The following is a 23000-nucleotide window of genomic DNA, read 5'->3' on the forward strand; positions in this document are numbered from 1 at the left end:
GTCCAAGGTGCTGGTCGCCGAGGATGCATCATTGGGCCACCGCCTCGCGGAATCGACGGCTGCACTGATCGTGTCGCTGGCTGGCGACTACGATCATGTCGTCGCCCCGGCCACAACTGATGCCAAGAACTTAATGCCACGCGTTGCGGCCCTGCTTGACGTGATGGTGATTTCGGATGTCTCCGGCGTTGTCGATGCCGACACGTTCGAGCGCCCGATCTATGCCGGCAACGCGATCCAGACGGTAAAATCCGCCGACGCGAAAAAGGTCGTGACCATCCGGACGTCAACCTTTGATGCCGCCGGTGACGGTGGATCGGCCTCGGTCGAAACCATTTCTGCCGCCGAAAATCCCGGCCTGTCGGAATGGGTCGAAGACAAGGTTGCCGAAAGCGATCGCCCCGAACTGACCAGCGCAGGCGTGGTTGTCTCCGGTGGCCGTGGCGTTGGCTCGGAAGAGGACTTTGCGCTGATCGAGAAACTGGCGGACAAGCTGGGCGCCGCCGTGGGTGCCTCGCGCGCCGCGGTCGACTCGGGCTATGCACCGAACGATTGGCAGGTCGGGCAGACCGGCAAGGTCGTCGCGCCCGATCTGTACGTCGCTGTCGGCATATCTGGTGCGATCCAGCACCTCGCCGGCATGAAGGACAGCAAGATCATCGTCGCGATCAACAAGGACGAAGAGGCACCGATCTTTCAGGTCGCGGACTTCGGTCTTGTCGCCGACCTCTTCACCGCTGTTCCAGAACTCACCGAGAAACTCTGAAGCACCGATATGGGTGCCCTGCCCTGCGCGGGTAGGTCAGATACAATGACAAAGCCCCCGCCAACAGCGGGGGCTTTTTTCGTCTAGTGACGCAGTCGGCGCAGCGCTATCCCGCGAGGCTTGCACCGGGACGGAACGCACCGAGTGACTTCGCCAGATCAACATAGCCGTCGACACTGCTGAAATAGGACTTGAGATTGCCGCCAACCGAACTGGATTTGTAGTATTTCGAGAACTCGTCAATCTTGACGCCCAGTTCCCTTAACTCCTTGCACAGCCGTTCGCCTCTTGCCGCAACCGCGCTCGCTTTCTCGATTTTCTTGCCGATGCCAGCAGCATCCTTACGCAGATCTGCAAACTCTGACGCCCGCTTCTGAAATTCCTTGTTGTTGAACAATTCCTGAGCGCTCTTATTTGCGGCCAGATCACGTCCTGCCTTGATCTGAGAGTCCAGCATGACGATGGTTTTCTTCAGCTCCATCTTCAGCGTCGCCAGTTCGGAATTCCGTTGCTTTACGATCGTTTCAAGTTCGAGCACGTGTTTGCCGATAGAACTGCTGCCCAATGGGTCCAGCGCGGAAGAAATCTGTTTCAGATCGCCTTCGACATTTTTGATGACCTTCTGCTCCAGATCGTTGTCTCGTGCCACTGTCTTGGCAAAGCCGACAATCCCGCCGATTCCGCTGAGGGATGCCGCGGCGATTCCCAGGCCCAACACCAGCGGCGCTGCTGTCCCGGCGCTAGCAACGAGGGCAACTACACCCACCGCAATGGCAGACACGATCAATACGCCTTTGATCACTTTGCCCAGAACCATCCGGGTCTTTTTGTCCTTCAGCAGTTTTGCGCCGGCTTGTTTCTTTGCCATCATGATGGCGATCTCGGCCTGTTGGTCGATTACGTTCTGCGCCCAGTTCTTGGACAGGTCCTCGAAATCGGTCTCAAGTTTCGAAACGTAATCTCTTAATTTGTCCAACTTGTTAAGCTCGCCACCAAGTTTCTTGAAGTCACCCTCGGTCTTGGGCGTCATTTTCTTGATCGCCTTGTGCAGGGCCTTGGCTTCGTCGATCTTCTGCTGCTTTTCCTTCAACCATTTTTCGAAATGTGCCAGTTGGCCGTTGATCAATTTTTCATATTGCTTGGCAAAGTTCTTTTCGATCTTTTTGGCCAGCGCGACCTCGGTCCCGTCCAGCGGAAATGCGCAATCCAGCTTGACGTCCAGCGATGGCGTCAGGTCAGCAGTCCCCTTAACCTTGAACTTTTTCTCGAATTTGAACGTGTGATTCACCGTGGCCATGCCTGTCTCCTGAAATGCACCATTTCGGATGCGTCACATGAGAGGTTAGATCGACCACGGTTTCAGGTCTATGAACTTGGTCACACAACACGCTTGTTGCCCGTTCAGACTCCGAGGCACCAGCGCATCACGGCCTTTTGCGCATGCAGACGGTTTTCAGCCTCGTCAAAAATCACCGAATTCGGACCATCCATGACCTCGGATGTGACCTCTTCCTCGCGGTGAGCAGGCAAGCAATGCATGAAAAGCGCGTCAGGTTTCGCGTGCTCCATCAACGCCGTGTTGACCTGATATGGCCGCAGCAGGTTATGGCGACGTTCGCGGGCGGACTGTGCATCATGCATCGACACCCATGTATCGGCGACAACCAGATCAGCGCCCTGCACCGCCACGCGCGCGTCGCGTTCGATGGTGACGGTCGAGCCGTGCTTGCGCGCGAAACCGACAAATTCCTCTTCCGGATCCAGCTGAGCTGGGCCGGTAAAGGTGAGATCGAATCCGAACAGGCCTGCCGCATGCAGGAACGAAGCGCAGACATTATTGCCGTCCCCTGTCCAGACCACCTTTTTACCCGCGATCGGGCCGCGATGCTCTTCGTAGGTCATGATATCCGCCATGATCTGGCAAGGGTGTGTGCGGTCGGTCAGGCCGTTGATCACAGGCACATCGGCGTATTCAGCCATTTCGATCAGAACGGATTCATCGAACGTCCGGATCATGATCATATCGACATACCGGCTGAGGACGCGGGCGGTATCGGCGATGGTCTCACCATGTCCAAGCTGCATATCATTGCCCGACAGCACCATTGTTTCGCCGCCCATCTGGCGCACGCCGACATCAAAGCTGACACGGGTACGGGTCGACGGTTTTTCGAATATAAGCGCGACCATATGCCCGGCGAGCGGCAATTCATCATCAGGTGTGCCTTTTGGTCGACCAAGCCGCGCCTGTTTCATCTGGCCGGCGCTGTCGATCATCTGCCGCAGAGAAGCTGAATCGGTTTTGTGAATATCTAGAAAATGGTTCATATCAGTGTCTTTTTTCTTGGGTAGGATTGAACGGGAACCGGATGGGGGCCAGCCCCCACACCCCCGGAGTATTTTGCAAAGTTGAAAATCAAGCAGATTCGAGATTTGTCGCGGCGCGATCAAGCCGCGCAACAGCTTCGGAGATCTCCTCCGCGCTGATGGTGAGCGGGGGCAGAAGGCGGATGACGTTATCGGCCGCGGGCACGGTGATCAGTTCTGCATCATAGGCCGCATTGACCACATCGAGGTTGGTTGCCTTGCATTTCAGGCCAAGCATGAGGCCCGTACCCCGCACCGCCTCGAATGTGTCGGGATGCGCAGCGACCAAACCTTCAAGCGCCTGGCGAAGTTGGCCGGCCTTGCGGTTGACCTCGGCAAGGAAATCAGGCTCGGCGACGATATCCATGACCGCGCAACCAACAGCACAGGCCAGCGGGTTGCCACCATAGGTCGACCCATGGGTGCCGGCGGTCATACCTGCCGCGGCCTTTTCCGTTGCCAGCACGGCGCCGAGGGGAAACCCACCGCCGATGCCCTTGGCAACCATCATGATGTCCGGGTCTATACCTGACCATTCATGCGCGAACAGTCGACCGGTCCGACCAACACCGCATTGTACCTCGTCGAGGATCAGCAGGCGGTCATGCGCGTCGCATAGCGCGCGAAGTTCTTTCATCTGCGCATCCTGCAACGGGCGAATGCCGCCCTCACCCTGGACCGGTTCTATCAGGATCGCGCCAACGGTATCGGTGATCGCGCCGCGCAGAGCATCCATGTCGCCCCACGGCAGATGCACAAAGCCCGGCAACAGCGGTCCAAATCCCTTGGTCATTTTCTCGGAACCCGCCGCAGCGATGCCTGCCGAGGAGCGCCCGTGGAAAGAGCCTTCAAAGCTTATGATATCGGTCTTGTCAGGCTGACCTTTGTCAGACCAGTATTTCCGCGCCATTTTGATGGCCAGTTCACAGGATTCGGTACCCGAATTGGTAAAGAATACCGTATCGGCAAAGGTCGCGGCGACCAGCTTGTCAGCCAGCGCCTGCTGCTGTGGAATCTGGTAGAGGTTGGAGACGTGCCACAGCGTCTGCGCCTGATCGGTAACAGCCTTAACCAGCGCAGGATGCGCATGACCCAGAGCGTTCACGGCAATCCCGGCTCCAAGGTCGAGAAAGCGTCGCCCGTCCGCCTCGATCAGCCAGCTGCCTTCGCCTTTCACAAAGCTGAGCGGTGCACGGTTATAGGTTGGCAGAACGGACGGGATCATCGGATCATCCTTTTCAGGCAAGAGGCCCTGTGAGTGACTCATTTTGGGCGGTTTCGTCAACGATTTTGTAGGAAGGGCACGCCACAGATGGGCGCAGGATCAATTGGGCCGGTTACGCGGTGGCGCGTCGGCGTCGCAAACGAAGGATATGTGTGCGTTTGATCATGAAATGCGTGATACCGAAGGAAACCGCACTTGCCTAGCCCCATTTTCAGGGAACCCGGAGCTGCGTTGAATGCTGCAGCCTCTGTTCCCGCCCGCCCATACAGAGGCGTTCCTCGGTTCAGAGATTTCTGTCATAGTCCCAGAGAGCATTCTCAGGGAGCCTTGCATGTCACAGCCAACCACCACGTCAGCGTCAAAAATCACCCCCGATTTCGACGTTCTTGTGATCGGGGCAGGGATTTCCGGGATCGACGCAGCCTATCACCTGACCAAAACCATGCCCGATCAGCGGTTTGCCGTGCTGGACAGCAAGCCGGATTTCGGCGGCACCTGGCGCACTCATACCTTCCCCGGAATCCGGTCTGACAGCGACCTGTTTACGTTCGGTTTCAAATGGAAACCCTGGACCAGCGTTCCCATTGCAACCGCCGAAGAGATTCTCGCATATCTCGAAGAGGCGATCGACGAAAACGAACTGCGGCCACATATTCGGTTTGGCCATACCGTCGAACGGGCTGAGTGGGACAGCGGCGCAAGCGTCTGGAATGTGACGGTAACGCATTCGGAAGGAACGCAAACCTTGAGCTGCCGGTTTCTCTGGATGTGTTCGGGCTATTACCGTCACTCGGAAGGGTATCAGCCAGAATGGCCCGGAATGGCCGATTTTGCTGGCCCGATCATTCATCCGCAGAACTGGCCTGACGATCTGGATCATGCGGGCAAGCGGGTTATTGTGATCGGCTCGGGCGCGACGGCGGCGACCTTGATCCCGGCACTGGCCAAGACCGCCTCGCATGTGACCATGCTTCAGCGATCGCCAACATACTTTTATCCGCGCCCCGCCACGGACGAGTTTATCGAAACCCTGCGCGCGCTCGACCTGCCCGAAGAGTGGGAGCACGAAGTTTTGCGCCGCAAATTCCTGCATGAGCAGCAGATTGTCGCGCGCCGTTCCATTGAAGAACCGGATGCGCTTGCCGCAGATCTGATCGGTGCGGCGCAAACCTATCTGGGTGCGGACTATGATGTTGCGACCCATTTCACCCCGACGTACCGCCCTTGGCGGCAGCGGCTTGCGGTCATTCCAGACGGTGACCTGTTTGTGGCCATTCGGTCCGGAAAGGCGTCTGTTGTCACCGATACCATAACCCGCTTTACAGCGGAGGGGCTGAAACTGGAGTCTGGCGACAGGCTTGAGGCGGACATCATCGTACCCGCGACGGGGCTGGTGTTGAATGCGCTCGGCGACATCGCCTTTACCGTGGACGGCGCGCCTGTCGATATCTCGCAAAGCTGGACCCACCGTGGCGTGATGCTGACCGGGTTGCCAAACTTGGCCATGGTGTTTGGCTATCTGCGGTCCAGTTGGACGTTGCGCGCCGACCTGGTGTCAACCTACGTGTGCCGCCTGATTGCCCATATGCAGGAACGTCAGGCCACATCAGTGGTTCCAGCGCTGCGCAGCGAGGACATCGACATGCCCGCGCGCCCATGGGTTGATCCAGAGAATTTCAACGCAGGATATATCCTGCGCGGACTGGATATCATGCCCAAACAGGGTGATCGGCAGCCTTGGGTGATGACGCAGGACTATTTCGACGATCGCGAGACACTGCCTGTTGCCGATCTCGAGGATGGCACGCTGGTATATCGTCGGGGCGAGATCAGAAACGCATCTTGAAGTTTAGCGATCCGACAACTTGACCATGGGACTGACCGCTGAATTCTCGTCCAAGATAGGTCAAGCCATAGAACAGAGAGGCACGCTCGCCCTGCCACATACCGCCCCCGCGCACCCGGTAACGGTCTCTTTCCAGCCCCATATCCCCACTGTCGGGCAAATATACGCTGTCGACGACATAGGCCACATCAGCCCCGGCCACAAAACTGAACCCGGTTGGCCCAGTCGACATAGCGCGATACCGATGGCCGGTGGTCTTGTCACGCACCAGTAGTTCAGAGCGACCGACCGACCCGATGGTCATGTCCACACCGATACGGGCCAGGCTTTCGTCTCCGATCCGAGCCTCGGCAAATGGGCGAAGCATGACAGCCGGAGACAGATCATACTCCCGCGCGGCTTCCGCTACGATAACGGGATAAAAATCATTCTTGACCTGATTGTCCATTAGACTGTCAGACACCGGCGTGCTGCCAATCGCTTCGTGAAAGATGGTTTGCAAATGCGCAATACCGGTCTGAGGGCCTGTCGCAACCACCCCCGCCCCGATCGAATAATCCAGAGAATTGCGGCTGAAATGCGTATGCAATCCGATCTCAAGGATTCCTGCATAGTCACGATCATCCGGGGCCGGGTCGGCAATATCTTCTGGAGAGATCGCGGAAATATCGACACGAATTTCGAGCAGTTAGCCAATGGCTGTGGGCAAATTTCCGTCCCATTCCCGTCCCAGTATCCACGAAAGGGCAACTGATCCAGTGCGCCAGCGATCCGCGTTATCGCCAAAGATATCATCCGTGAACAACCAGCCAAATCCTAGCAACTTGCGCGACGTATCGGAATTGATTTCGGCCTGGGCCAGCACGGGACCGGCAGCCAGTAACGCGATGCCTGTCAGGGCTGCAATGGAATAGGTCATTTGGAGAATACTCCCCTGCTCGAGTGCTGAATAAGTTAAACGCCTATTGAGTGATAAATTGTGGCACAAGGCCCGTTCCAGTAAAAAAGATGTACTGTGTCCCCGATCCGACATGACCGCAGGCTATCCCTTGCCTGCGAGTGGTACCCGCGGATTTGCCATGCATTTTGAGCTCTGAAATGATCTGCTAAGGTCGATCTTGTTTGGACTTGCGCCTTGCCGCATATGTCGCCATGGCTGCCCCATGTTCGTCGCAAAGACAGAAAATCCTGCGCTCGCAGCGCTGCTGATCCTGATCGCGACCGCATTTATCGCGGCAACGACGTTGCTTGCCAAGGCTCTGGGAACAGACACTTTGGGAGCGGCACTTCCGGTTCTGCAGATCAGCCATGGGCGGTTCCTGTTTGCCTTTGCCGCGCTCACAAGCATCGCGATGATCGTTCGCCCCCCGCTCGGCCGCCCACATTGGCGGCTGCACATCGGCAGGACTTCATTTGGCTGGCTCGGTGTGACGTTGATGTTCGCCTCGGTCGCCTACATTCCGTTGGCGGATGCCACTGCGATTTCCTTTCTGAATCCGGTCTTTGCGATGGTCTTGGCGATACCGCTTTTGGGCGAACGCGTCGGCCCCGTGCGATGGAGCGCCGCAGGGATTGCCCTTGTCGGCGCAATGATCCTGCTCCGCCCGACGCCCGACAGCTTTCAACCCGCAGCCTTGCTCGCCCTCGCCGCCGCCGTGGTGATGGGAATGGAGCTGATTTTCATCAAGAAGCTTTCAGGTCGCGAACCGATCTTTCAGATCCTGTTGATCAACAACATGATCGGCCTTGGAATCGCCACCCTAGCGGTGCTGCCGGTCTGGACACCCCCAACTGGCCCGCAATGGGCAGCCCTTGCCGCGTTGGGCGGTCTGATGGCCTGCGCACAGACCCTATTTGTCAACGCCATGGCGCGGGCCGATGCCAGCTTTGTCGCGCCCTTCAGCTATGCCACGCTGATCATGGCTGCCATCTATGATTTTGCCGGTTTTGGGGTGGTCCCCGATACGATTTCGTTGATCGGCGCCGCCACGATCATCGCCGGCGCGCTGTTACTGGCCCTGCGTGAAGCGCGTATCAAACCCTCTGCCGCGCAAGATGCCTTGTAACTCGGGCCACAGTGATTAGAATAGAGACCCGTGAGACATCAAAAGCGGCCTGTAACAGGGGCCGCTTTTTAGCTGGAAAGGTAGCCCATGTCCTGGACTGACGAGCGCGTCGAGACGCTCAAGAAAATGTGGGGGGAAGGCCAGTCGGCCAGCCAGATCGCAAAAGAACTTGGCGGTGTGACCCGTAACGCGGTGATCGGCAAGGTGCATCGCCTTGGTCTGTCCAATCGCAACTCTGGTGCCGCTGCCGCCACCAAACCCGAGGCCAAGCCCAAGCCCGCCGCCGCCGCGCCCAAGCCCGAGCCAAAGCCGCGCCCGATGCCCAAGACCGAAGCGGCGAGGCCAGTGCCCGAACCTTCGACCGAAGCCAAACCTGTTGTGCCCGCACGCAAGCAGATCATTCCTGCCGGACAGCCGCTGCCACCGCAGCCGTCGGCCAATGAAATCAGCCCCGAAGCATTGGCCAAGGTCAATGAAGTCGAAAAGAAATCCAAGAAGATCAGCCTGATGGAACTGACCGAACGGACGTGCAAATGGCCGGTCGGCGACCCTGCGACCGAAGATTTCTGGTTCTGCGGTCTGCCTGTTCAGGCGGGCAAACCCTATTGCGAGGCGCATGTCGGCGTCGCGTTTCAACCGATGAGCGCCCGGCGCGACCGTCGTAGATAATCAGGCGATGCGGTCGCCGCGCAACGGTGCGGCGTTCGCAACCAAGGCGCCAAGGGCAGGCACCAATTTAGAACTCTTCGATGAGTTCGCCTGTACCTGAAGAGTTTGTTTCAGGCACGCCTTCTGCCTGCCGTCAAAAAAAGTTTGAAATGAAATGTTTGAACCTGCCCCGCATAACCGGGGCAGGTTTTTGAACGGTTACCGTTTCTTGTTCCGATCAGTTGCTGGCCGGTGCCGAGGACGTGAAATTGGGAATCGGATTCTCAGATGCATCCGTCGGTTCGATCTCGGGCCAGTTGCCATTGGCAAGGGTGAGATTGCCCGGAATGTCCTCTTCCCAGAACCCAACCACGTTCTTGGTGATGTTCAGGTAAAGCTTGTCGTCAACGATCCGCCACAGGTTCGGGTTACCCGGCACCTTGCCGCCCTTGCTGACACCATATGCACAATGCCCGTCATACTGCGGCGCAAATTTTTCAGGGTCCGAAAGGAACAGATCGCGGTTCTCCTCGCTCGAGAACGCAAAGGTTGCACCGTTGTAATCCGCCGTGATGTCTGCCCGCCCCGGCACGCCTGCGGGCTGCGCACTGCCAACTGGATTTTGGGTCAGATCCCGATAGGCAACCACGTCGTATCCGGATACCGCAAATCCGGTACCGTCCACATATTGTTCACCGGCAAACGCCGGAAGCGCCAAAGTTGTCGCGGCGACAATGGCCAAGGCGAAACGTTTCATCGCAAATCCTCTCATAGGTAGCGCCGGCCCAATGCCATCCGCGTGGCATATACCTATGCGATAAATTTGAGGATGCGCAGCCCTGCTCGCGTGGGTGTGAGAAAACCGGATTAGGCGTGACCGGAAACCGGTGAAATGTTTCAGAGCGCAGCGAAACTACCTCAGGATTGGTGGTTTATCCGGATCGCTTCCCGGCGCAATGTTTCCGACGACCTCCGGTTCCGGCGGTTTAGGCAGGTCAAATCGTAGCCCAAAGCGGTCGAGCTTGGCCGTGATCCGATCCGCCTCATCAAAAAACGCGACGTCGATCGATCCGGCCTCGTTGCCCGAAAATGTCAACGCTTCGCCCGCAGCCTTGGCCAATGCGGTCTGTGTGGCGGGCCGTGCTCCGACAAATCCTAACAGATGCCCGCGCGCACCGTTCTCATAAACCACGCCCACCAGATATGCGGCCTGCGCATACCCCGATGCTGTGGCGAGCTTAGTATCCAGCGCAGAGATCACTGCCTCGGGCAATCCGGACGGAACCGAGATCTCCGAAATCCGCGACGTGATCTCGTCCGGTGCGTGCCTCAGCGTTTCGGACAGCCACGCCAATGCATCGGCCGGTATCAGGATCGAAGAAGGCGCCACATCAAGGTTGAGGCCCATTCCAACCCCCTGCCCCGCCAACATCTGCGACAGAATCCTCCCTGACAGCGCCGCATAGGGTGCAGGCTGACCAGTAAATAGTGCTAGCCGGGACTCGCGGTCAAAGGCGAGAACGAATTGCCCATCCGCCACTTCGAATACTTCGGGCGACAACGCATCGCCCTGTGCCTCTTCGGTGAGCAGCAGAAACAGTTCATTGTCACCCAGCCGCTCGTAAAACCGAAGCCGCGCAGCGTCATCATCGGGCGCGGCCTCCATTGCAGCATGGGCAGCGTCCAGCGGAGTTGTCTCGGTCATTTCAGCACCTCCTGTACCCGGCTGCGCAGCACCGGCAGCAGGTCGGATTCAAACCATGGGTTCTTTTTCAGCCATGCGGTATTGCGCCAGGACGGATGAGGCAAGGGGAACACCCGCGGCGCATGGTCCCGCCAACCTTCAACGACACGCGTGACCGGCTGCCGCGTCGCCAGATGCCATTTCTGCGCGTGCCCTCCCACAAGAATTGTCAGCCGCACCTCGCGTAGCTCTTCCATCACGTCGTCGCGCCAGGTCTGCGCGCAAATAGGTGGCGGCGGCAGATCAGCGTTGCGTGCATTGTATCCTGGAAAACAGAAAGCCATCGGCACCACCGCCACTTTGTCGCGATCGTAAAATGTCTCCGCGTCTATTCCCAGCCAGTCGCGCAGCCGGTCACCCGACGGGTCGGTGAACGGGCGGCCAGACTCATGCACCCGCAAGCCCGGCGCTTGACCGGCGATCAGCATCCGCGCGCCGGGTCTGAACCACACCACGGGACGAGGCTGATGCGCTGTGGCGGTGGCGGCAAATCGGTCGGAACAGAGCGTACATCCCTCGATTCTCTTGATCAAAGGCGATATGCTTTTTTCGGATCCGGTGCGCTTGGTCATGGGCCATCGGGGCAATCTGAACGCGCAATTGTCAACCGTCCATGGTCAAACCCGCGGCATGAGACAGAGTGAATCATGGATAATTATTTCACTCTTCGACATAAAACGGCCAAACTCGCACATATATATCCTTAAGACTCGTCTGATACCGAGATGAGCGCAGGCACAATTCACACGACGCACCATCCATGTCGCGACAACAAACAAGAAACCGATGCTAGAGTTCGACAACGTCAGCAAATCTTTCTGGACCGGCACCCGTCGCAAGGTGATCCTGGATCAGGCATCGTTTCGCGTCGATCTAGGGAACTCGCTCGGCATTCTCGCACCCAATGGCACCGGCAAGACGACGCTGATCAATATGATGGCCGGGCTGGAAAAACCGGATGAAGGTGAAATTCGGCGCGGCTGCAGGATCTCGTTCCCGCTTGGTTTCATGGGCGGCGTCGAGAAACGAGTGTCCGCGCTAGAGAACTGTCGCTACATCGCCAAAATCTATGGGATCGATCCGGACTATGTCGAATCCTACTGTCGATGGCTTTGCAATCTGGGCGAATACTTCGAGCAACCACTCGGAACCTATTCATCGGGGATGCGCGCGCGTCTTTCCTTTGCGCTGATGCTGGCCCTTGATTTCGACATCTATCTGATCGACGAAGGCATGCCGGGCAGCACAGATGTAGAGTTCAACAAGAAGGCCGGTGCCATTCTGCAAGAACGACTGGCCACCACGACGATCGTTATCGTCTCGCACCAACCGGCGATCCTGGAACAGTTCGCGCGCTCAGCCGCCGTGCTGATGGATGGACGACTGCACATGTTTGAAACCTTGGAAGAGGCGAAACAGCTTTATGACTACGAAACCCAAGGCTAACAAATTTCGCATCCGGCGGGCCACCGCCGATGCAACTGGGGCAGCCCCGGTAAACCCTGACGATCTGCCGCCGCCAGATCTCGCCGAGGCCGCAGCCAATGACGCATCGCTGTCCCAAAGTGACGCGGCAATGCCCGAAGGCGGCGAATTACCGCCCACCACCGCCGAGGCGGAAATAGAAGCGATCAAGGCTGAAGGGTTGACCGGGCGGCAGCTTCGCATGGCGCGTCGCGTCGCCCAGAAACACAATCTGTCCGCATCGTCGGACCACGACGCCGTGCGCCTGTTGCGCCAGAACGGGATTGATCCGTTCAAACGCTCGAACATGCTCGAACTCGTTGTACCAAAGGCAGAAGACTCAGAAAAAGATGACACCTCACCACGCGTGCAGCTGCCGCAGACAGTGCCCGGCGTTCATCCTTCGTTGCCTTCGGTCGAACTTAGCCCGGCAGAGCGTCGCAACCATGAAATAGGCCAAATCCAGCGCGACATGATGCGCCGCCGTCGGCGCAAGCTTATGTTTCTGCTGACTCGGCTGAGTTTTTTCGTGTTGTTGCCAACCATTCTCGCCGGTCTGTACTATTTCAAGCTCGCCACACCAATCTACGCGTCCAATTCAGAGTTTCTGATCCTGAAAGCAGACAACTCCGGTGGATCGGGACTTGGCGGGCTGTTGTCAGGCACCCAGTTTGCGACGACCCAGGATTCGATCGCAGTACAATCCTATCTGCAATCCAAGGACGCGATGCTGCGACTGGACCGCGATATGGGGTTCAAGGAACGCTTTAGCCAAGACTGGATCGATCCGATCCAAAGGCTAAGCCCGGACGCCACCAATGAAGAGGCGTACCGAACCTACAAGAAATACGTAAAGATCGGCTATGATCCGACCGAAGGCGTGATCCGGATGGAGGTATCCGCGCCGGACCCGATCGTCAGCACCGATTTTTCGACCCGGCTGATTTCCTATGCCGAAGATCGAGTCAACAATCTGTCGCAGCAAAAGCGCGGCGATCAGATGAATGACGCCGTTGAGGGCTTTGAAGGTGCGCAGGAAGAACGGCGCAAGGCGCAAGAAGCACTGGTTGAATTGCAGCAACAGGGCGCCCTGCTTGATCCAGAAGGTGTCATCGCGAGCCTGCGTGGCCAGATCAACAGCGTCGAAATCCAGTTGCAGGAAAAGCAGTTGCAGCTTGCCGCTCTCATGGACAATGCCCGCCCCAACAAGGCCAAGGTTGACGGGACCAGCGGTGATATCCGGCGGCTCGAGAACCTGCTCGCCTCGCTCAATGCCCGCATGATCGATGCATCCAAAGGCGAGAACTCGCTTGCGCAGCTTTCGGTGAATATCCAGATGGCGCAGGCCGATCTGGCCGCGCGTGACATGATGCTGCAATCAGCGCTGCAACAAGTGGAACAGACCCGGATGGAGGCCAACCGGCAGGTGCGATATCTGACCGTCTCGGTTGACCCCGTACCCAGTCAGGAACCCAGCTATCCCCGCGGTTTTGAAAACACGCTCCTTGCATTCCTGATTTTCTCGGGCATCTATCTGATGATATCACTCACCGCATCCATCTTGCGAGAACAGGTAACATCTTAATCATGACCCAGATAGACATTGCCGGGCTGACTGTTGGCAACGATTGCCCGCTGACGATCATTGCCGGGCCCTGCCAGCTCGAAAGCGCGGACCACGCGCAAATGATTGCCGGCACCATGAAAGAGGCCTGCGACGCCGCCGGAGCGCAATATGTGTTCAAGGCAAGTTACGACAAGGCCAACCGCACCAGCCTCGCGGGCAAACGGGGGCTGGGGATGGATGCCGGGCTCAAGATCCTGGCGGATATCAAGACGGCAATCGGGGTTTCGGTTCTGACCGATGTTCACAACGAAGCCCAGTGCGCCCCTGCAGCCGAGGTCGCCGATATCCTGCAAATCCCCGCCTTTCTCTGCAGGCAGACCGATATGTTGCTGGCCGCCGGCAGCACAGGCGCCGCGATCAACGTCAAGAAAGGTCAGTTCCTAGCTCCTTGGGAAATGGGCAATATTGTCGACAAGATCGAGAGCACGGGCAACAAACGAATCCTGTTGACCGAGCGCGGTGTTACTTTTGGCTACAACACGCTGGTGGCCGACATGCGCAGTCTGCCGATCATGGCCCAGACCGGCTATCCCGTGGTGATGGATGCCACCCATAGTGTCCAACAACCCGGTGGCCAAGGTGGCAGTTCGGGTGGACAGCGAGAGTTCGCCCCCGTCATGGCCCGCGCTGCTGCTGCCATCGGCGTTGCCGCAATTTTCATCGAAACCCACCAGGATCCTGACAACGCGCCAAGCGACGGACCCAACATGATCTACCTCAATCAGATGCCTGCGCTGATTGACACGTTGATGCAGCTAGACAGGATTGCTAAGGCAAACCCAGTGACAATTTGAACCTGCATCTGGAATAATTTCATGACCAAGCCTGCCGCCACGGTGACACCCAACACTTGGGAATTTCTGCGCGACGCAATGATCGCGCCCACAGGGTTTCGCGAATATGACGCGCGCTGGAAATACCCTGATGAGATCAATCTGCCGGGAATGACCGCACTTGGTCTGGGTCTCGGTACCCAGATGCAAAAGCGCGGGATCAAACCAGAAATCGCCGTTGGCAACGACTATCGTGACTATTCCCTGAGCATCAAGAACGCGTTGATCCTTGGTCTGATGCAGGCGGGCATTCGCGTCAAGGATATCGGCCCCGCCCTTTCGCCAATGGCCTATTTCAGCCAGTTTCATCTGGATGTGCCCGCTGTAGCCATGGTCACGGCCAGCCACAATCCCAACGGCTGGACGGGCGTCAAGATGGGCTTTGAACGCCCCTTGACACATGGACCGGACGAAATGGCCGAACTGCGCGACATCGTTTTGAACGGTCTGGGTGAGGCCAAGCCCGGCGGCAGCTACGAATTCGTCGACGGTGTCCGCGAGGCCTATCTGGACGATCTCGTGGGCGATTTCCGGATGTCCCGCCCGCTCAAGGTGGTTTGCGCCACTGGCAATGGCACGGCCAGCGCTTTTGCCCCTGAACTGTTCGAACGCCTTGGTGTCGAGGTCGTGCCAAGCCACAACCAACTCGACTATACATTCCCGCATTACAATCCCAACCCCGAAGCGATGGAAATGCTGCATGACATGGCCGACACGGTCAAAGCATCGGGTGCGGATTTCGCGCTTGGCTTTGATGGCGATGGCGACCGCTGCGGCGTCGTGGATGACGAGGGCGAGGAAATCTTTGCCGACAAGGTGGGGGTCATCATGGCCCGCGATCTGGCACGGCTCTATCCCGGTGCGACCTTCGTCGCCGACGTGAAATCAACCGGCCTGTTTGCCTCTGACCCGGAGTTGCAGAAACACGGGATCAAAGCCGACTACTGGAAGACTGGCCATTCTCACATGAAGCGGCGGGTCAAGGAACTTGACGCGCTGGCCGGGTTCGAAAAATCAGGCCATTACTTTCTCGCCGAACCCATCGGCAGGGGATATGATTGCGGAATGCGGGTTGCCGTTGAAATCTGCAAACTGATGGACCGCAATCCGGACAAATCCATGTCTGACCTGCGCAAGGCGCTGCCGCAAACTTTCTCGACCCCGACAATGTCGCCGTTCTGCCCTGACACTGAAAAATACGCTGTGCTGGACCGAATTGTCGCCAAACTCACCGAGATGGCAGACGCGGGCACACCGATTGCCGGACGCAAGATCGACAACGTGGTCACCGTCAACGGCGCTCGCCTAATCCTTGACAACGGGGCTTGGGGTCTTGTGCGGGCCTCGTCGAATACCCCCAATCTGGTGGTGGTTTGCGAAAGCCCTGAGAGCGAGGCAGAGCTGCGCGCGATCTTTGCCGATCTTGATGCGGTGATCCGTACAGAGCCGTCTGTTGGAGACTATGATCAGACGATCTGAAGTCTACTGAAGACCGGTCAAACCCTGCCGAAGGCATCAATGCCCTTTGGCAGGGTTTTCAAGCTTTGGCTCAGTTCCGACCCAGCAGTTTGAGCAGCTGGTTCTTCGCTTCATCCTCCAGCCGGTCTTTCAGCACTTCTTCGGCGTCCTGCCCCTCTTCGATCTGGACATCAAGCTCCTCCGCCAGCTTTTGTTGGAGTTTGGCCTTGGCCTCTTCCTCGATTTCATCGAGCTGTGCGTCCGCATTGGCTTTGGCAGCAGCCTCAAGATCCGGCCAGATACGGGGTGCACCCCACGGCCCCTTGATCCGGATCGGCAACGAAATCCCTTGTCCCGAGCGTGCACGCAGGGCGATGGGCGTAAACGTATAGTCGATATCCCGTGCCCCCAACCCGATCCGCCCGTTGCCATCGGCGCGATAGTTGCTGAGTTGCAAAAGCAGGTCCTCGTTGAACACGTTCCCCTCGCGCATAGTGAAACTGGCGCCCAGACTGTCGAACACCGTAGTTCCCCCGCTGGCGGCGTCACCGCGCATCAGCCTGTCGAGATCAAGACCCAAGATCACACCGCGCCCCACGCGCAGCCCACCCTTGCCGGATAACGATCGCATAATTGCATCAACGGACTGGCCCACGCCGAGAAACTCCAGTTCGCCAGCGGCCTTGCCCTCTACGCGCTCCATGCCAAGCAAGTCGCGCTGGACCTGCAGGATATCGATATCCGCCGCCGTCAAGGCACCGCCAACCGACAGCCCGCTCCGGTTGTTCGCCACCAACTGCCCGGTCAACCGGCCATTGAACACGGCAACATCCTCCAGATGCAGGACGCCGCGAGACCGATCCACCTCCAACCGCAATTGCACCTGCCCGACTGTCAGATCTGGTGTCTGGATGCCCTCGGCGGACAGGCGGATTGACCCGTTCACAAGACCCAGAGCACTTGCGTCAATCGGGGTGCGCGACCATCCGTCACCCGCACCACCGGGTGCCGCACTGGATGCGCTACTTGCACCCGCCGAACTCGCGGCAGCGGCTGCAGGAAAGGTCAGCAATCCTGCCGATAGTTTTGCGGTGACCTGCGGCACGTCGCCCAGGACCACGTCCACAACGCCATTCAACCGATTTTCACCCAATTCGCTGCGCATTTCACGCACCGACAGACGCCCATCCGTGGTGTATGTCACCTCTGCAGTCAGAGCCACAGCTGGCCCCCATCCTGCGGGGAGCTCGATGGAGGAGAGGCCCAGTGCCGACGTGCTCTTGTCGATGTCCTTGCTTATCAGGTTCAGGCGACCGGCCAATTCACCGGCGATATTGGCGCGCCCGTTAAAATCCATCGTTCCAGACGGCAATTTAACTTGCAAGGCGACCGGTGAGACCGCCCCGTCGATAAGAGCCGTTGGATGGGTAAATTCGGCATTGATCCCGATCGGCGCGCTGACTGGTGTGACGGTTGCGGCGAGTGCCGCCGGACCATCGGGATCAGGCCATCTCAATTCCAGATCCACGCCGGAAAGCGTGACAGGTGCCGCGTCGACATCGCTGTAAATCAGTGTGCCGTTTCTAAGCTCAAGGAGATCCAGAGCGATGGCGCGATCCGCGCTCTGCGCCGCCACAGAGTCACCACTAACCGTGGCCGTCGCGTCCGCCGATACCGTATCAAAGACCCAGTTCGCTCGCCCGTCTGGGGCCGTCTGCAACCGCAGGACCGGATCTTCGGCGACAATTCCGGTCACCCGGACCGAACCGGTCAACAACTCGACCGCAGAAACGCCGATGGACAGACCACTTGCAGTCAGCATCGGTTCCGTTCCGGCCCATTCGGCGTTGCCCAATGTCACCGGCCCGGTTTTCACACCCAGAACCGGCCAGAATGAAAGCGATACGTCACCTGAAACAGACAGGTCGCGGCCTGTTCTTGCCTCGATTTTCTCGGTCGCGATCCCCACGATCCGGTCGTGTGGCAACATGAGCAGCGCGACCACCCCGATCACTGCTGCAATCACGAGCGCACCCGCTATTCGAAACATCCAGCGCATACTGTTACCCTCCGTCACTTGCTGCGAGTCTAACACCGGCGCAGCGCGGTGCAATCGTCAGGGCTAGGCATTGGAACGCCTCGCCTCTATACGCACGAGGATGAGCACCAATCCGCCCGAACTGCGCCCCGACCTCGCCCCCCGCGCGCGTTTAACAGACGCGCCACGCCCCGGCCAACCAACTGTTGGCATGGTCAGTCTCGGCTGTCCCAAGGCGCTGGTGGATAGCGAACGCATTCTGACTCGGCTGCGTGCCGAGGGTTACGGCATTTCGCCCGACTATGCAGGCGCGGATGCGGTGATCGTAAACACCTGTGGGTTTCTCGACAGTGCCAAGGCTGAAAGTCTGGACGCCATTGGCGAGGCGTTGACCGAAAATGGCAAGGTGATCGTCACTGGCTGTCTTGGAGCTGAACCGGACTATATCCGCGAGCATCATCCGCGCATTCTGGCCGTCACCGGGCCGCACCAATACGAACAGGTGCTTGACGCCGTACATGTGGCTGTGCCGCCGGATCCCGACCCCTTTATCGACCTTTTGCCCGCCAGCGGGGTTTCACTGACCCCGCGCCACTACAGCTATCTCAAGATTTCCGAAGGCTGTAATCACAAGTGCAAATTCTGCATCATCCCCGATATGCGCGGCAAACTGGCCAGCCGTCCCGCCCATGCGGTGTTGCGCGAGGCGGAAAAGCTGGTGGAAAGCGGTGTGCGTGAACTCTTGGTGATCTCGCAGGATACATCGGCCTATGGCACCGACATTCGCGACCGCGATTTTAAGCATCCGATCATCCCACTGGCCCGCGATCTTGGCAGCCTCGGCGCATGGATCCGGTTGCACTATGTCTATCCCTACCCGTTCGTACGCGATCTGATCCCGATGATGGCCGATCCGGAAAACGGGGTGCTACCCTATCTCGACATCCCGTTTCAACATGCCCATCCCGATACCCTCAAACGTATGGCACGTCCGGCGGCTGCCAGCCGCACGCTGGATGAAATCGCGGCCTGGCGCAGCATTTGCCCGGACATCACCCTGCGCAGCACGTTTATCGTGGGCTATCCGGGCGAGACCGACGCGGAATTTCAAACCTTGCTTGACTGGATGGACGAAGCACAGCTCGACCGGGTTGGGTGTTTTCAATACGAAAACGTCGCCGGCGCACGGAGCAACGCGTTACCTGACCATGTGCCAGAAGAGGTGAAACAGGATCGCTGGAACCGTTTCATGGAAAAGGCGCAGGCGATATCCGAGGCCAAGCTTGCCGCGAAAGTCGGTCAGACAGTTCAGGTCATCGTGGACGAGGTCGACAACGACGCCGCCACCTGCCGTACGATGGCGGACGCCCCCGAAATCGACGGCAACCTGTTCATCGACGAAGGGTTTGAAGCACTGAAACCCGGCGATATCGTCCCGGTCACCGTGGACGAGGCCGGTGAATATGACCTCTGGGGTCGGCTCGCGCGCTAGTTCGAGCAAATATTGCTGCATTTGTGTTGCCTGACAGGCTTCGCACGGTATCCTGACTGGGCATCAGCCAGGGAGACCCAGCCATGTCCGACGACCCGATCGTTGCCCAGAAAGCACCTTTTCCGATAGAGGTGGCAGAAGGAAAAACCTATTTCTGGTGCGTCTGCGGGCGTTCGGCGAAACAACCGTTTTGCGATGGCAGCCACAAGGATACGAACTTTGCACCGTTAAAATATACGGCTGAGGCAAACAAAAAGGCCTTTTTCTGCGGCTGCAAACATACCGGAAACAAGCCACTCTGCGACGGGACGCATTCAAAGCTTCCCGACTGACAGCCTGTTCGGCGGCGCCTCAGCTCAGGCAGCACCATCTCGGTTTTCGAGGTAATAGCGCACGGCATCCTGAACCCGCCGAAACCGGTCTCCGCCCAGTTTCTTGCCACCATACCAACGTGTTACAACAACTATATGATTGCGCAGTTCCGCACGCTCAAGCATGCGCAGGATTACCATTCCCGCGCCGCTTTCGCCGTCGTCATTCTTGACCGGTCCTTCGCCTTCGAGCACCACGCCCCATGTATTGTGGGTGGCCTTGGCGAACTTTCTGTCCTTGCACAGTGATTTGACAAGCTCTTGGGCGTCTGCGCGGCTTGTGACCGGGCCACCTGAAACAGCATATTTGCTGCCGCGATCCGTCAAAATTCCATTGAAAATCTGCACGTTTAGCGATGCCCCGCTTCTAGGACGCTCAATGACGTTTATTCATTCCGGCACGTCAAACCGAAGCTCTTTCTGACAGGTTTTCGGTGCGGTTCCAATAGTTAGGGCCGCTTTCCGGCTTCTCCGTCAGCCCCCCAGCGATCGCACCGTCCGCGCTACCGTTTCCATCCGTGCCTTGTTAGGGGGATGCGTGCCCAAGAACTTGTCGCCCGGATCCGGAATTCGGGTAAAAAACAACGCACCAACCATCGGATCATACCCCGCGCGCCAGGTTATGATGGTGCCCAGTTCATCGGCTTCCAATTCAAATTCCTTGGCATAGGCCCGCGCACCCACGACAGCTCCCAGTTCCTTGGCTTTCTCAACGTCACTTGTGCCACCGCCGGTCAACGTTGCAAGCCCGCCAAAAACCTCGGCGGCATCTGCAGAACTCTGACGTTGACGCGCAAGGTGATTGGCGATGTGATGCGCCGCCTCGTGCCCCATGACAAAGGCCATTTCATCCGCGTTGTGAACACTGCCGATCAACGAAGCAGTAAAGGTCAGGACCGGCCTGCCCTGCACATCCACACTTTGAAACGCATTAGGTTGTGCCCGGGGGTTCGGATCGACCGCAATCAGGAAATCGCAATTGGCAACGGTCGCACGCCGCCTACACTCCCGCTCGGCCACAGGCTCTACGGCGCGAACCACCTCGGTAAAGCTGCGCGCGGCTTCTTCGGGGGTCTGCACCCATTTGGGTTCTTCAACCGGAGCCTGTGATGTCGGAAGCGACACATCACAAGCGGCCACAAACAGGGCCAGTGCGGAAAACAAGACAGTGCAGCGCATGTTTGAGGCGATCCTTTGACGCAAGCCGGTGTGGTTCCTGTGCCGACATTAGCACAGCCGCATCGCACCGCCAGAGGCACGAGATCAAGCTTCTGTCACGGGATGCTTGCAAACCCCCGGAAGGCGCGTCAGGGTGCAGGTATGTTTACAATTGAGCATGAATTCGACGCGACCGTGATCACCCTTGTGGACGAGGGAGAAGCACCGCTGCTGGAAGATATCACGATCAACAGTTTTGCCGAGTGTGTCACGCTCGAGCAACTGGATACGCGCACGGATCGCGTGCAGAAAATCACTCTTTCTCCCGAGCAGTTACGGGATCTAGCAGCAGCGCTTGACCTGCCGGAGGGCATTTATCAGCTTCGCGAAATTCCTGAGCCCGAATAGGCAAACACCTTGATCCGCGACGTCTGACCTCGCACCAAGGTCAGCTCTGACGGTGCAACCCCCATCGCTTTTGCCAGAAGGGCCTGCACAGCTGCATTCGCCTTGCCGTTTTCCGGCGCCGCAGTCACAGCCGCACGCAGATCATCACCAGAGCGCGTCAAACGGGCGCTTGCCGCCTTGGGCGTAACTCGCACGGTAAATTGCTGGCCGGGTCGGGCCAGATCGGACAGATCGGGAAAGTCTCTGAGCTTTGGGCGCGCCATCTCTGCAGTCTGCGCCGGATGACGGCGAAAGCGCCATAGACTTTTCGCTGATGACAGGGATATTTGACGACAAACCAATGTTTGGGGAAAATCGCATGACAACAGGCTTTTTCTGGGACGAACGCTGTTTCTGGCACGCGGGCGGAAACTATGTTTTCACATTGCCCGTGGGCGGGTTGGTCCAACCGCAGGTTACCGGAGGCTTGCCTGAAAATCCGGAAACCAAGCGGCGCCTGAAAAACCTCATGGACGTGACCGGGTTGACCAATGATCTTGCGGCACAGACCGCAGCCCCGGCTGACTGGGAGGATCTGCTTCGCGTCCACCCCGACTCCTATCTGACCGAATTCAAGCGGCTTTCGGATGCAGGCGGAGGCGAACTTGGTCGTCGCACACCCTTTGCCGCCGGCGGATTCGAGATCGCAACCCTTTCGGCGGGATTGTCGATTGCAGCGGTCGAAGCAGTTTTGACCGGAGACGTCGACAATGCCTATGCCTTGTCGCGTCCGCCGGGACATCACTGTTTACCGGATTTCCCCAACGGCTTCTGTCTCTTGGCCAATATCGCCATCGCGATAGAGACGGCCAAGGCACGCCACGGGTTGGGCAAGGTCGCTGTGCTGGATTGGGACGTGCATCACGGCAACGGGACCGAAGCGATCTATTACGACCGCGATGATGTAATGACGATTTCAATCCATCAGGAAGGGAACTATCCAACCGATTCCGGCGCAATCACTGACCGTGGGCGCGGTGCCGGTGACGGATACAACATGAACGTCCCCCTGCCCGCCGGGGCAGGGCACACCGCCTATCTTGCGGTCATGGATGAAATCGTGCGTCCCGCACTTGATGCATTCCAGCCCGACATGATCATCGTGGCCTGTGGTTTTGATGCGTCGGCCTGCGATCCATTGGCACGAATGCTGGCGACCGCCGATACATTTCGGCAGATGACGCAGCGCATCAAGGATGCCGCCGCCGACCTTTGCGACGGGAAACTGGTGCTGGTGCACGAGGGCGGTTATTCAGAAATGTACGTGCCATTCTGTGGGCATGCCACGCTCGAGGCGCTGTCGGGCAGCGCAATCACGGCACCGGATCCGATGGCCGAAACTTTTGCAATTCGCCAGCCATCGGCGCGGTTTGATGCCTTTCTGCGCGAGATCGTGCGCGATGCTGCGGATGTCTTGCGCGCGCCATCCAACTAAAACACCTTCGGTTTT

At 58.2% G+C, this 23000-nt stretch carries 24 protein-coding genes; 12 read left to right on the forward strand and 12 right to left on the reverse strand.

Annotated elements, in window-relative coordinates; all coding sequences use genetic code 11:
• Nucleotides 1-766, forward strand: a 766-nt coding sequence (locus ABJO75_RS18495) for an FAD-binding protein (RefSeq protein WP_348124092.1), incomplete at its 5' end; no start/stop codon positions are given.
• Between the two features lie 106 nt (nt 767-872).
• On the opposite strand, the gene ABJO75_RS18500 is transcribed toward ABJO75_RS18495, so the two are convergent.
• The 3 genes from ABJO75_RS18500 to ABJO75_RS18510 all read right to left on the reverse strand — a co-directional run bounded on the left by ABJO75_RS18500 (nt 873) and on the right by ABJO75_RS18510 (nt 4358).
• On the reverse strand, nt 873-2063 hold the full coding sequence (locus tag ABJO75_RS18500) for a hypothetical protein (protein ID WP_348124094.1): 1191 nt from the start codon (nt 2061-2063) through the stop codon (nt 873-875).
• A gap of 104 nt (nt 2064-2167) precedes the next feature.
• Nucleotides 2168-3094, reverse strand: a complete 927-nt coding sequence (gene argF / locus ABJO75_RS18505; protein ID WP_348124096.1) for an ornithine carbamoyltransferase — start codon at nt 3092-3094, stop codon at nt 2168-2170.
• An 88-nt stretch (nt 3095-3182) separates the two neighbouring features.
• Complete coding sequence (locus tag ABJO75_RS18510; RefSeq protein WP_348124098.1) at nt 3183-4358, reverse strand: aspartate aminotransferase family protein; 1176 nt, start codon at nt 4356-4358, stop codon at nt 3183-3185.
• A 331-nt stretch (nt 4359-4689) separates the two neighbouring features.
• Here ABJO75_RS18510 and ABJO75_RS18515 point away from each other — a divergent pair, with 331 nt between their 5' ends.
• Complete coding sequence (locus tag ABJO75_RS18515; RefSeq protein WP_348124100.1) at nt 4690-6204, forward strand: NAD(P)/FAD-dependent oxidoreductase; 1515 nt, start codon at nt 4690-4692, stop codon at nt 6202-6204.
• On the opposite strand, the gene ABJO75_RS18520 is transcribed toward ABJO75_RS18515, so the two are convergent.
• Both ABJO75_RS18520 and ABJO75_RS18525 read right to left on the reverse strand, forming a co-directional pair.
• A complete protein-coding gene (locus tag ABJO75_RS18520; protein ID WP_348124428.1) occupies nt 6188-6892 on the reverse strand; it encodes a lipid A-modifier LpxR family protein in 705 nt (234 codons plus the stop codon). The two genes, ABJO75_RS18515 and ABJO75_RS18520, sit on opposite strands and share 17 nt — an antisense overlap.
• Nucleotides 6893-7123, reverse strand: a complete 231-nt coding sequence (locus ABJO75_RS18525) for a hypothetical protein (protein ID WP_348124102.1) — start codon at nt 7121-7123, stop codon at nt 6893-6895.
• Nucleotides 7124-7367: 244 nt separating this feature from the next.
• Here ABJO75_RS18525 and ABJO75_RS18530 point away from each other — a divergent pair, with 244 nt between their 5' ends.
• Nucleotides 7368-8270: a DMT family transporter gene (locus tag ABJO75_RS18530; RefSeq protein WP_348124104.1), complete on the forward strand. Its 903-nt coding sequence runs from the start codon at nt 7368-7370 to the stop codon at nt 8268-8270.
• 87 nt (nt 8271-8357) lie between these two features.
• Nucleotides 8358-8939, forward strand: a complete 582-nt coding sequence (locus ABJO75_RS18535; protein WP_348124106.1) for a GcrA family cell cycle regulator — start codon at nt 8358-8360, stop codon at nt 8937-8939.
• A gap of 217 nt (nt 8940-9156) precedes the next feature.
• Here ABJO75_RS18535 and ABJO75_RS18540 read toward each other — a convergent pair whose 3' ends face one another.
• The 3 genes from ABJO75_RS18540 to ABJO75_RS18550 form a co-directional block, all read right to left on the reverse strand.
• Complete coding sequence (locus tag ABJO75_RS18540) at nt 9157-9675, reverse strand: YHS domain-containing (seleno)protein (protein WP_348124108.1); 519 nt, start codon at nt 9673-9675, stop codon at nt 9157-9159.
• A gap of 156 nt (nt 9676-9831) precedes the next feature.
• The gene (locus tag ABJO75_RS18545; RefSeq protein WP_348124110.1) at nt 9832-10623 is read right to left on the reverse strand and encodes an SseB family protein; all 792 of its coding nucleotides are present in this window, start codon (nt 10621-10623) and stop codon (nt 9832-9834) included.
• Entirely contained in the window at nt 10620-11234 is a 615-nt protein-coding gene (locus tag ABJO75_RS18550; RefSeq protein ID WP_348124112.1) for a uracil-DNA glycosylase family protein, read from the reverse strand. The genes ABJO75_RS18545 and ABJO75_RS18550 overlap by 4 nt, the downstream gene beginning before the upstream one ends.
• Before the next feature lie 214 nt (nt 11235-11448).
• Between ABJO75_RS18550 and ABJO75_RS18555 the strand changes: the two genes are divergently transcribed.
• From ABJO75_RS18555 to ABJO75_RS18570, 4 genes are read left to right on the forward strand one after another with little or no spacing between them, the layout of a single operon-like run.
• Entirely contained in the window at nt 11449-12108 is a 660-nt protein-coding gene (locus ABJO75_RS18555) for an ATP-binding cassette domain-containing protein (RefSeq protein ID WP_348124114.1), read from the forward strand.
• Nucleotides 12086-13711 carry a capsule biosynthesis protein gene (locus tag ABJO75_RS18560; protein WP_348124116.1) on the forward strand — a complete coding sequence of 542 codons (1626 nt, stop codon included), beginning with the start codon at nt 12086-12088 and terminating at the stop codon, nt 13709-13711. Before ABJO75_RS18555 ends, ABJO75_RS18560 begins: the two co-directional genes overlap by 23 nt.
• Nucleotides 13712-13713: 2 nt before the next feature.
• On the forward strand, nt 13714-14547 hold the full coding sequence (kdsA, locus tag ABJO75_RS18565) for a 3-deoxy-8-phosphooctulonate synthase (protein ID WP_348124118.1): 834 nt from the start codon (nt 13714-13716) through the stop codon (nt 14545-14547).
• A 21-nt stretch (nt 14548-14568) separates the two neighbouring features.
• Nucleotides 14569-16065, forward strand: coding sequence for a phosphomannomutase/phosphoglucomutase (locus ABJO75_RS18570; protein ID WP_348124120.1), 1497 nt, complete (start codon nt 14569-14571; stop codon nt 16063-16065).
• Nucleotides 16066-16135: 70 nt separating this feature from the next.
• Here ABJO75_RS18570 and ABJO75_RS18575 read toward each other — a convergent pair whose 3' ends face one another.
• The gene (locus ABJO75_RS18575; RefSeq protein ID WP_348124122.1) at nt 16136-18103 is read right to left on the reverse strand and encodes an AsmA family protein; all 1968 of its coding nucleotides are present in this window, start codon (nt 18101-18103) and stop codon (nt 16136-16138) included.
• A 100-nt stretch (nt 18104-18203) separates the two neighbouring features.
• Here ABJO75_RS18575 and rimO point away from each other — a divergent pair, with 100 nt between their 5' ends.
• Both rimO and ABJO75_RS18585 read left to right on the forward strand, forming a co-directional pair.
• Nucleotides 18204-19574, forward strand: a complete 1371-nt coding sequence (rimO, locus tag ABJO75_RS18580) for a 30S ribosomal protein S12 methylthiotransferase RimO (RefSeq protein WP_348124124.1) — start codon at nt 18204-18206, stop codon at nt 19572-19574.
• 83 nt (nt 19575-19657) lie between these two features.
• Nucleotides 19658-19906 (forward strand): CDGSH iron-sulfur domain-containing protein, encoded by a 249-nt coding sequence (locus tag ABJO75_RS18585; RefSeq protein WP_348124126.1) that lies wholly within the window; start codon nt 19658-19660, stop codon nt 19904-19906.
• 24 nt (nt 19907-19930) lie between these two features.
• Here the strand turns inward: ABJO75_RS18585 and ABJO75_RS18590 are convergent, their stop codons facing one another.
• A complete protein-coding gene (locus ABJO75_RS18590) occupies nt 19931-20293 on the reverse strand; it encodes a YigZ family protein (protein ID WP_348124128.1) in 363 nt (120 codons plus the stop codon).
• A gap of 126 nt (nt 20294-20419) precedes the next feature.
• Entirely contained in the window at nt 20420-21124 is a 705-nt protein-coding gene (locus ABJO75_RS18595; protein ID WP_348124130.1) for a M48 family metalloprotease, read from the reverse strand.
• 141 nt (nt 21125-21265) lie between these two features.
• Between ABJO75_RS18595 and ABJO75_RS18600 the strand changes: the two genes are divergently transcribed.
• Nucleotides 21266-21511, forward strand: coding sequence for a hypothetical protein (locus ABJO75_RS18600; protein ID WP_348124132.1), 246 nt, complete (start codon nt 21266-21268; stop codon nt 21509-21511).
• Here ABJO75_RS18600 and ABJO75_RS18605 read toward each other — a convergent pair.
• The gene (locus tag ABJO75_RS18605; RefSeq protein ID WP_348124134.1) at nt 21481-21774 is read right to left on the reverse strand and encodes a DUF167 domain-containing protein; all 294 of its coding nucleotides are present in this window, start codon (nt 21772-21774) and stop codon (nt 21481-21483) included. The two genes, ABJO75_RS18600 and ABJO75_RS18605, sit on opposite strands and share 31 nt — an antisense overlap.
• Before the next feature lie 95 nt (nt 21775-21869).
• Here ABJO75_RS18605 and ABJO75_RS18610 point away from each other — a divergent pair, with 95 nt between their 5' ends.
• Nucleotides 21870-22985 (forward strand): class II histone deacetylase, encoded by a 1116-nt coding sequence (locus ABJO75_RS18610; protein ID WP_348124136.1) that lies wholly within the window; start codon nt 21870-21872, stop codon nt 22983-22985.
• The last annotated feature ends 15 nt before the right edge of the window (nt 22986-23000 follow it).

The sequence above is a fragment of the Sedimentitalea sp. genome (assembly GCF_039973035.1).
Lineage (GTDB): Bacteria > Pseudomonadota > Alphaproteobacteria > Rhodobacterales > Rhodobacteraceae > Sedimentitalea.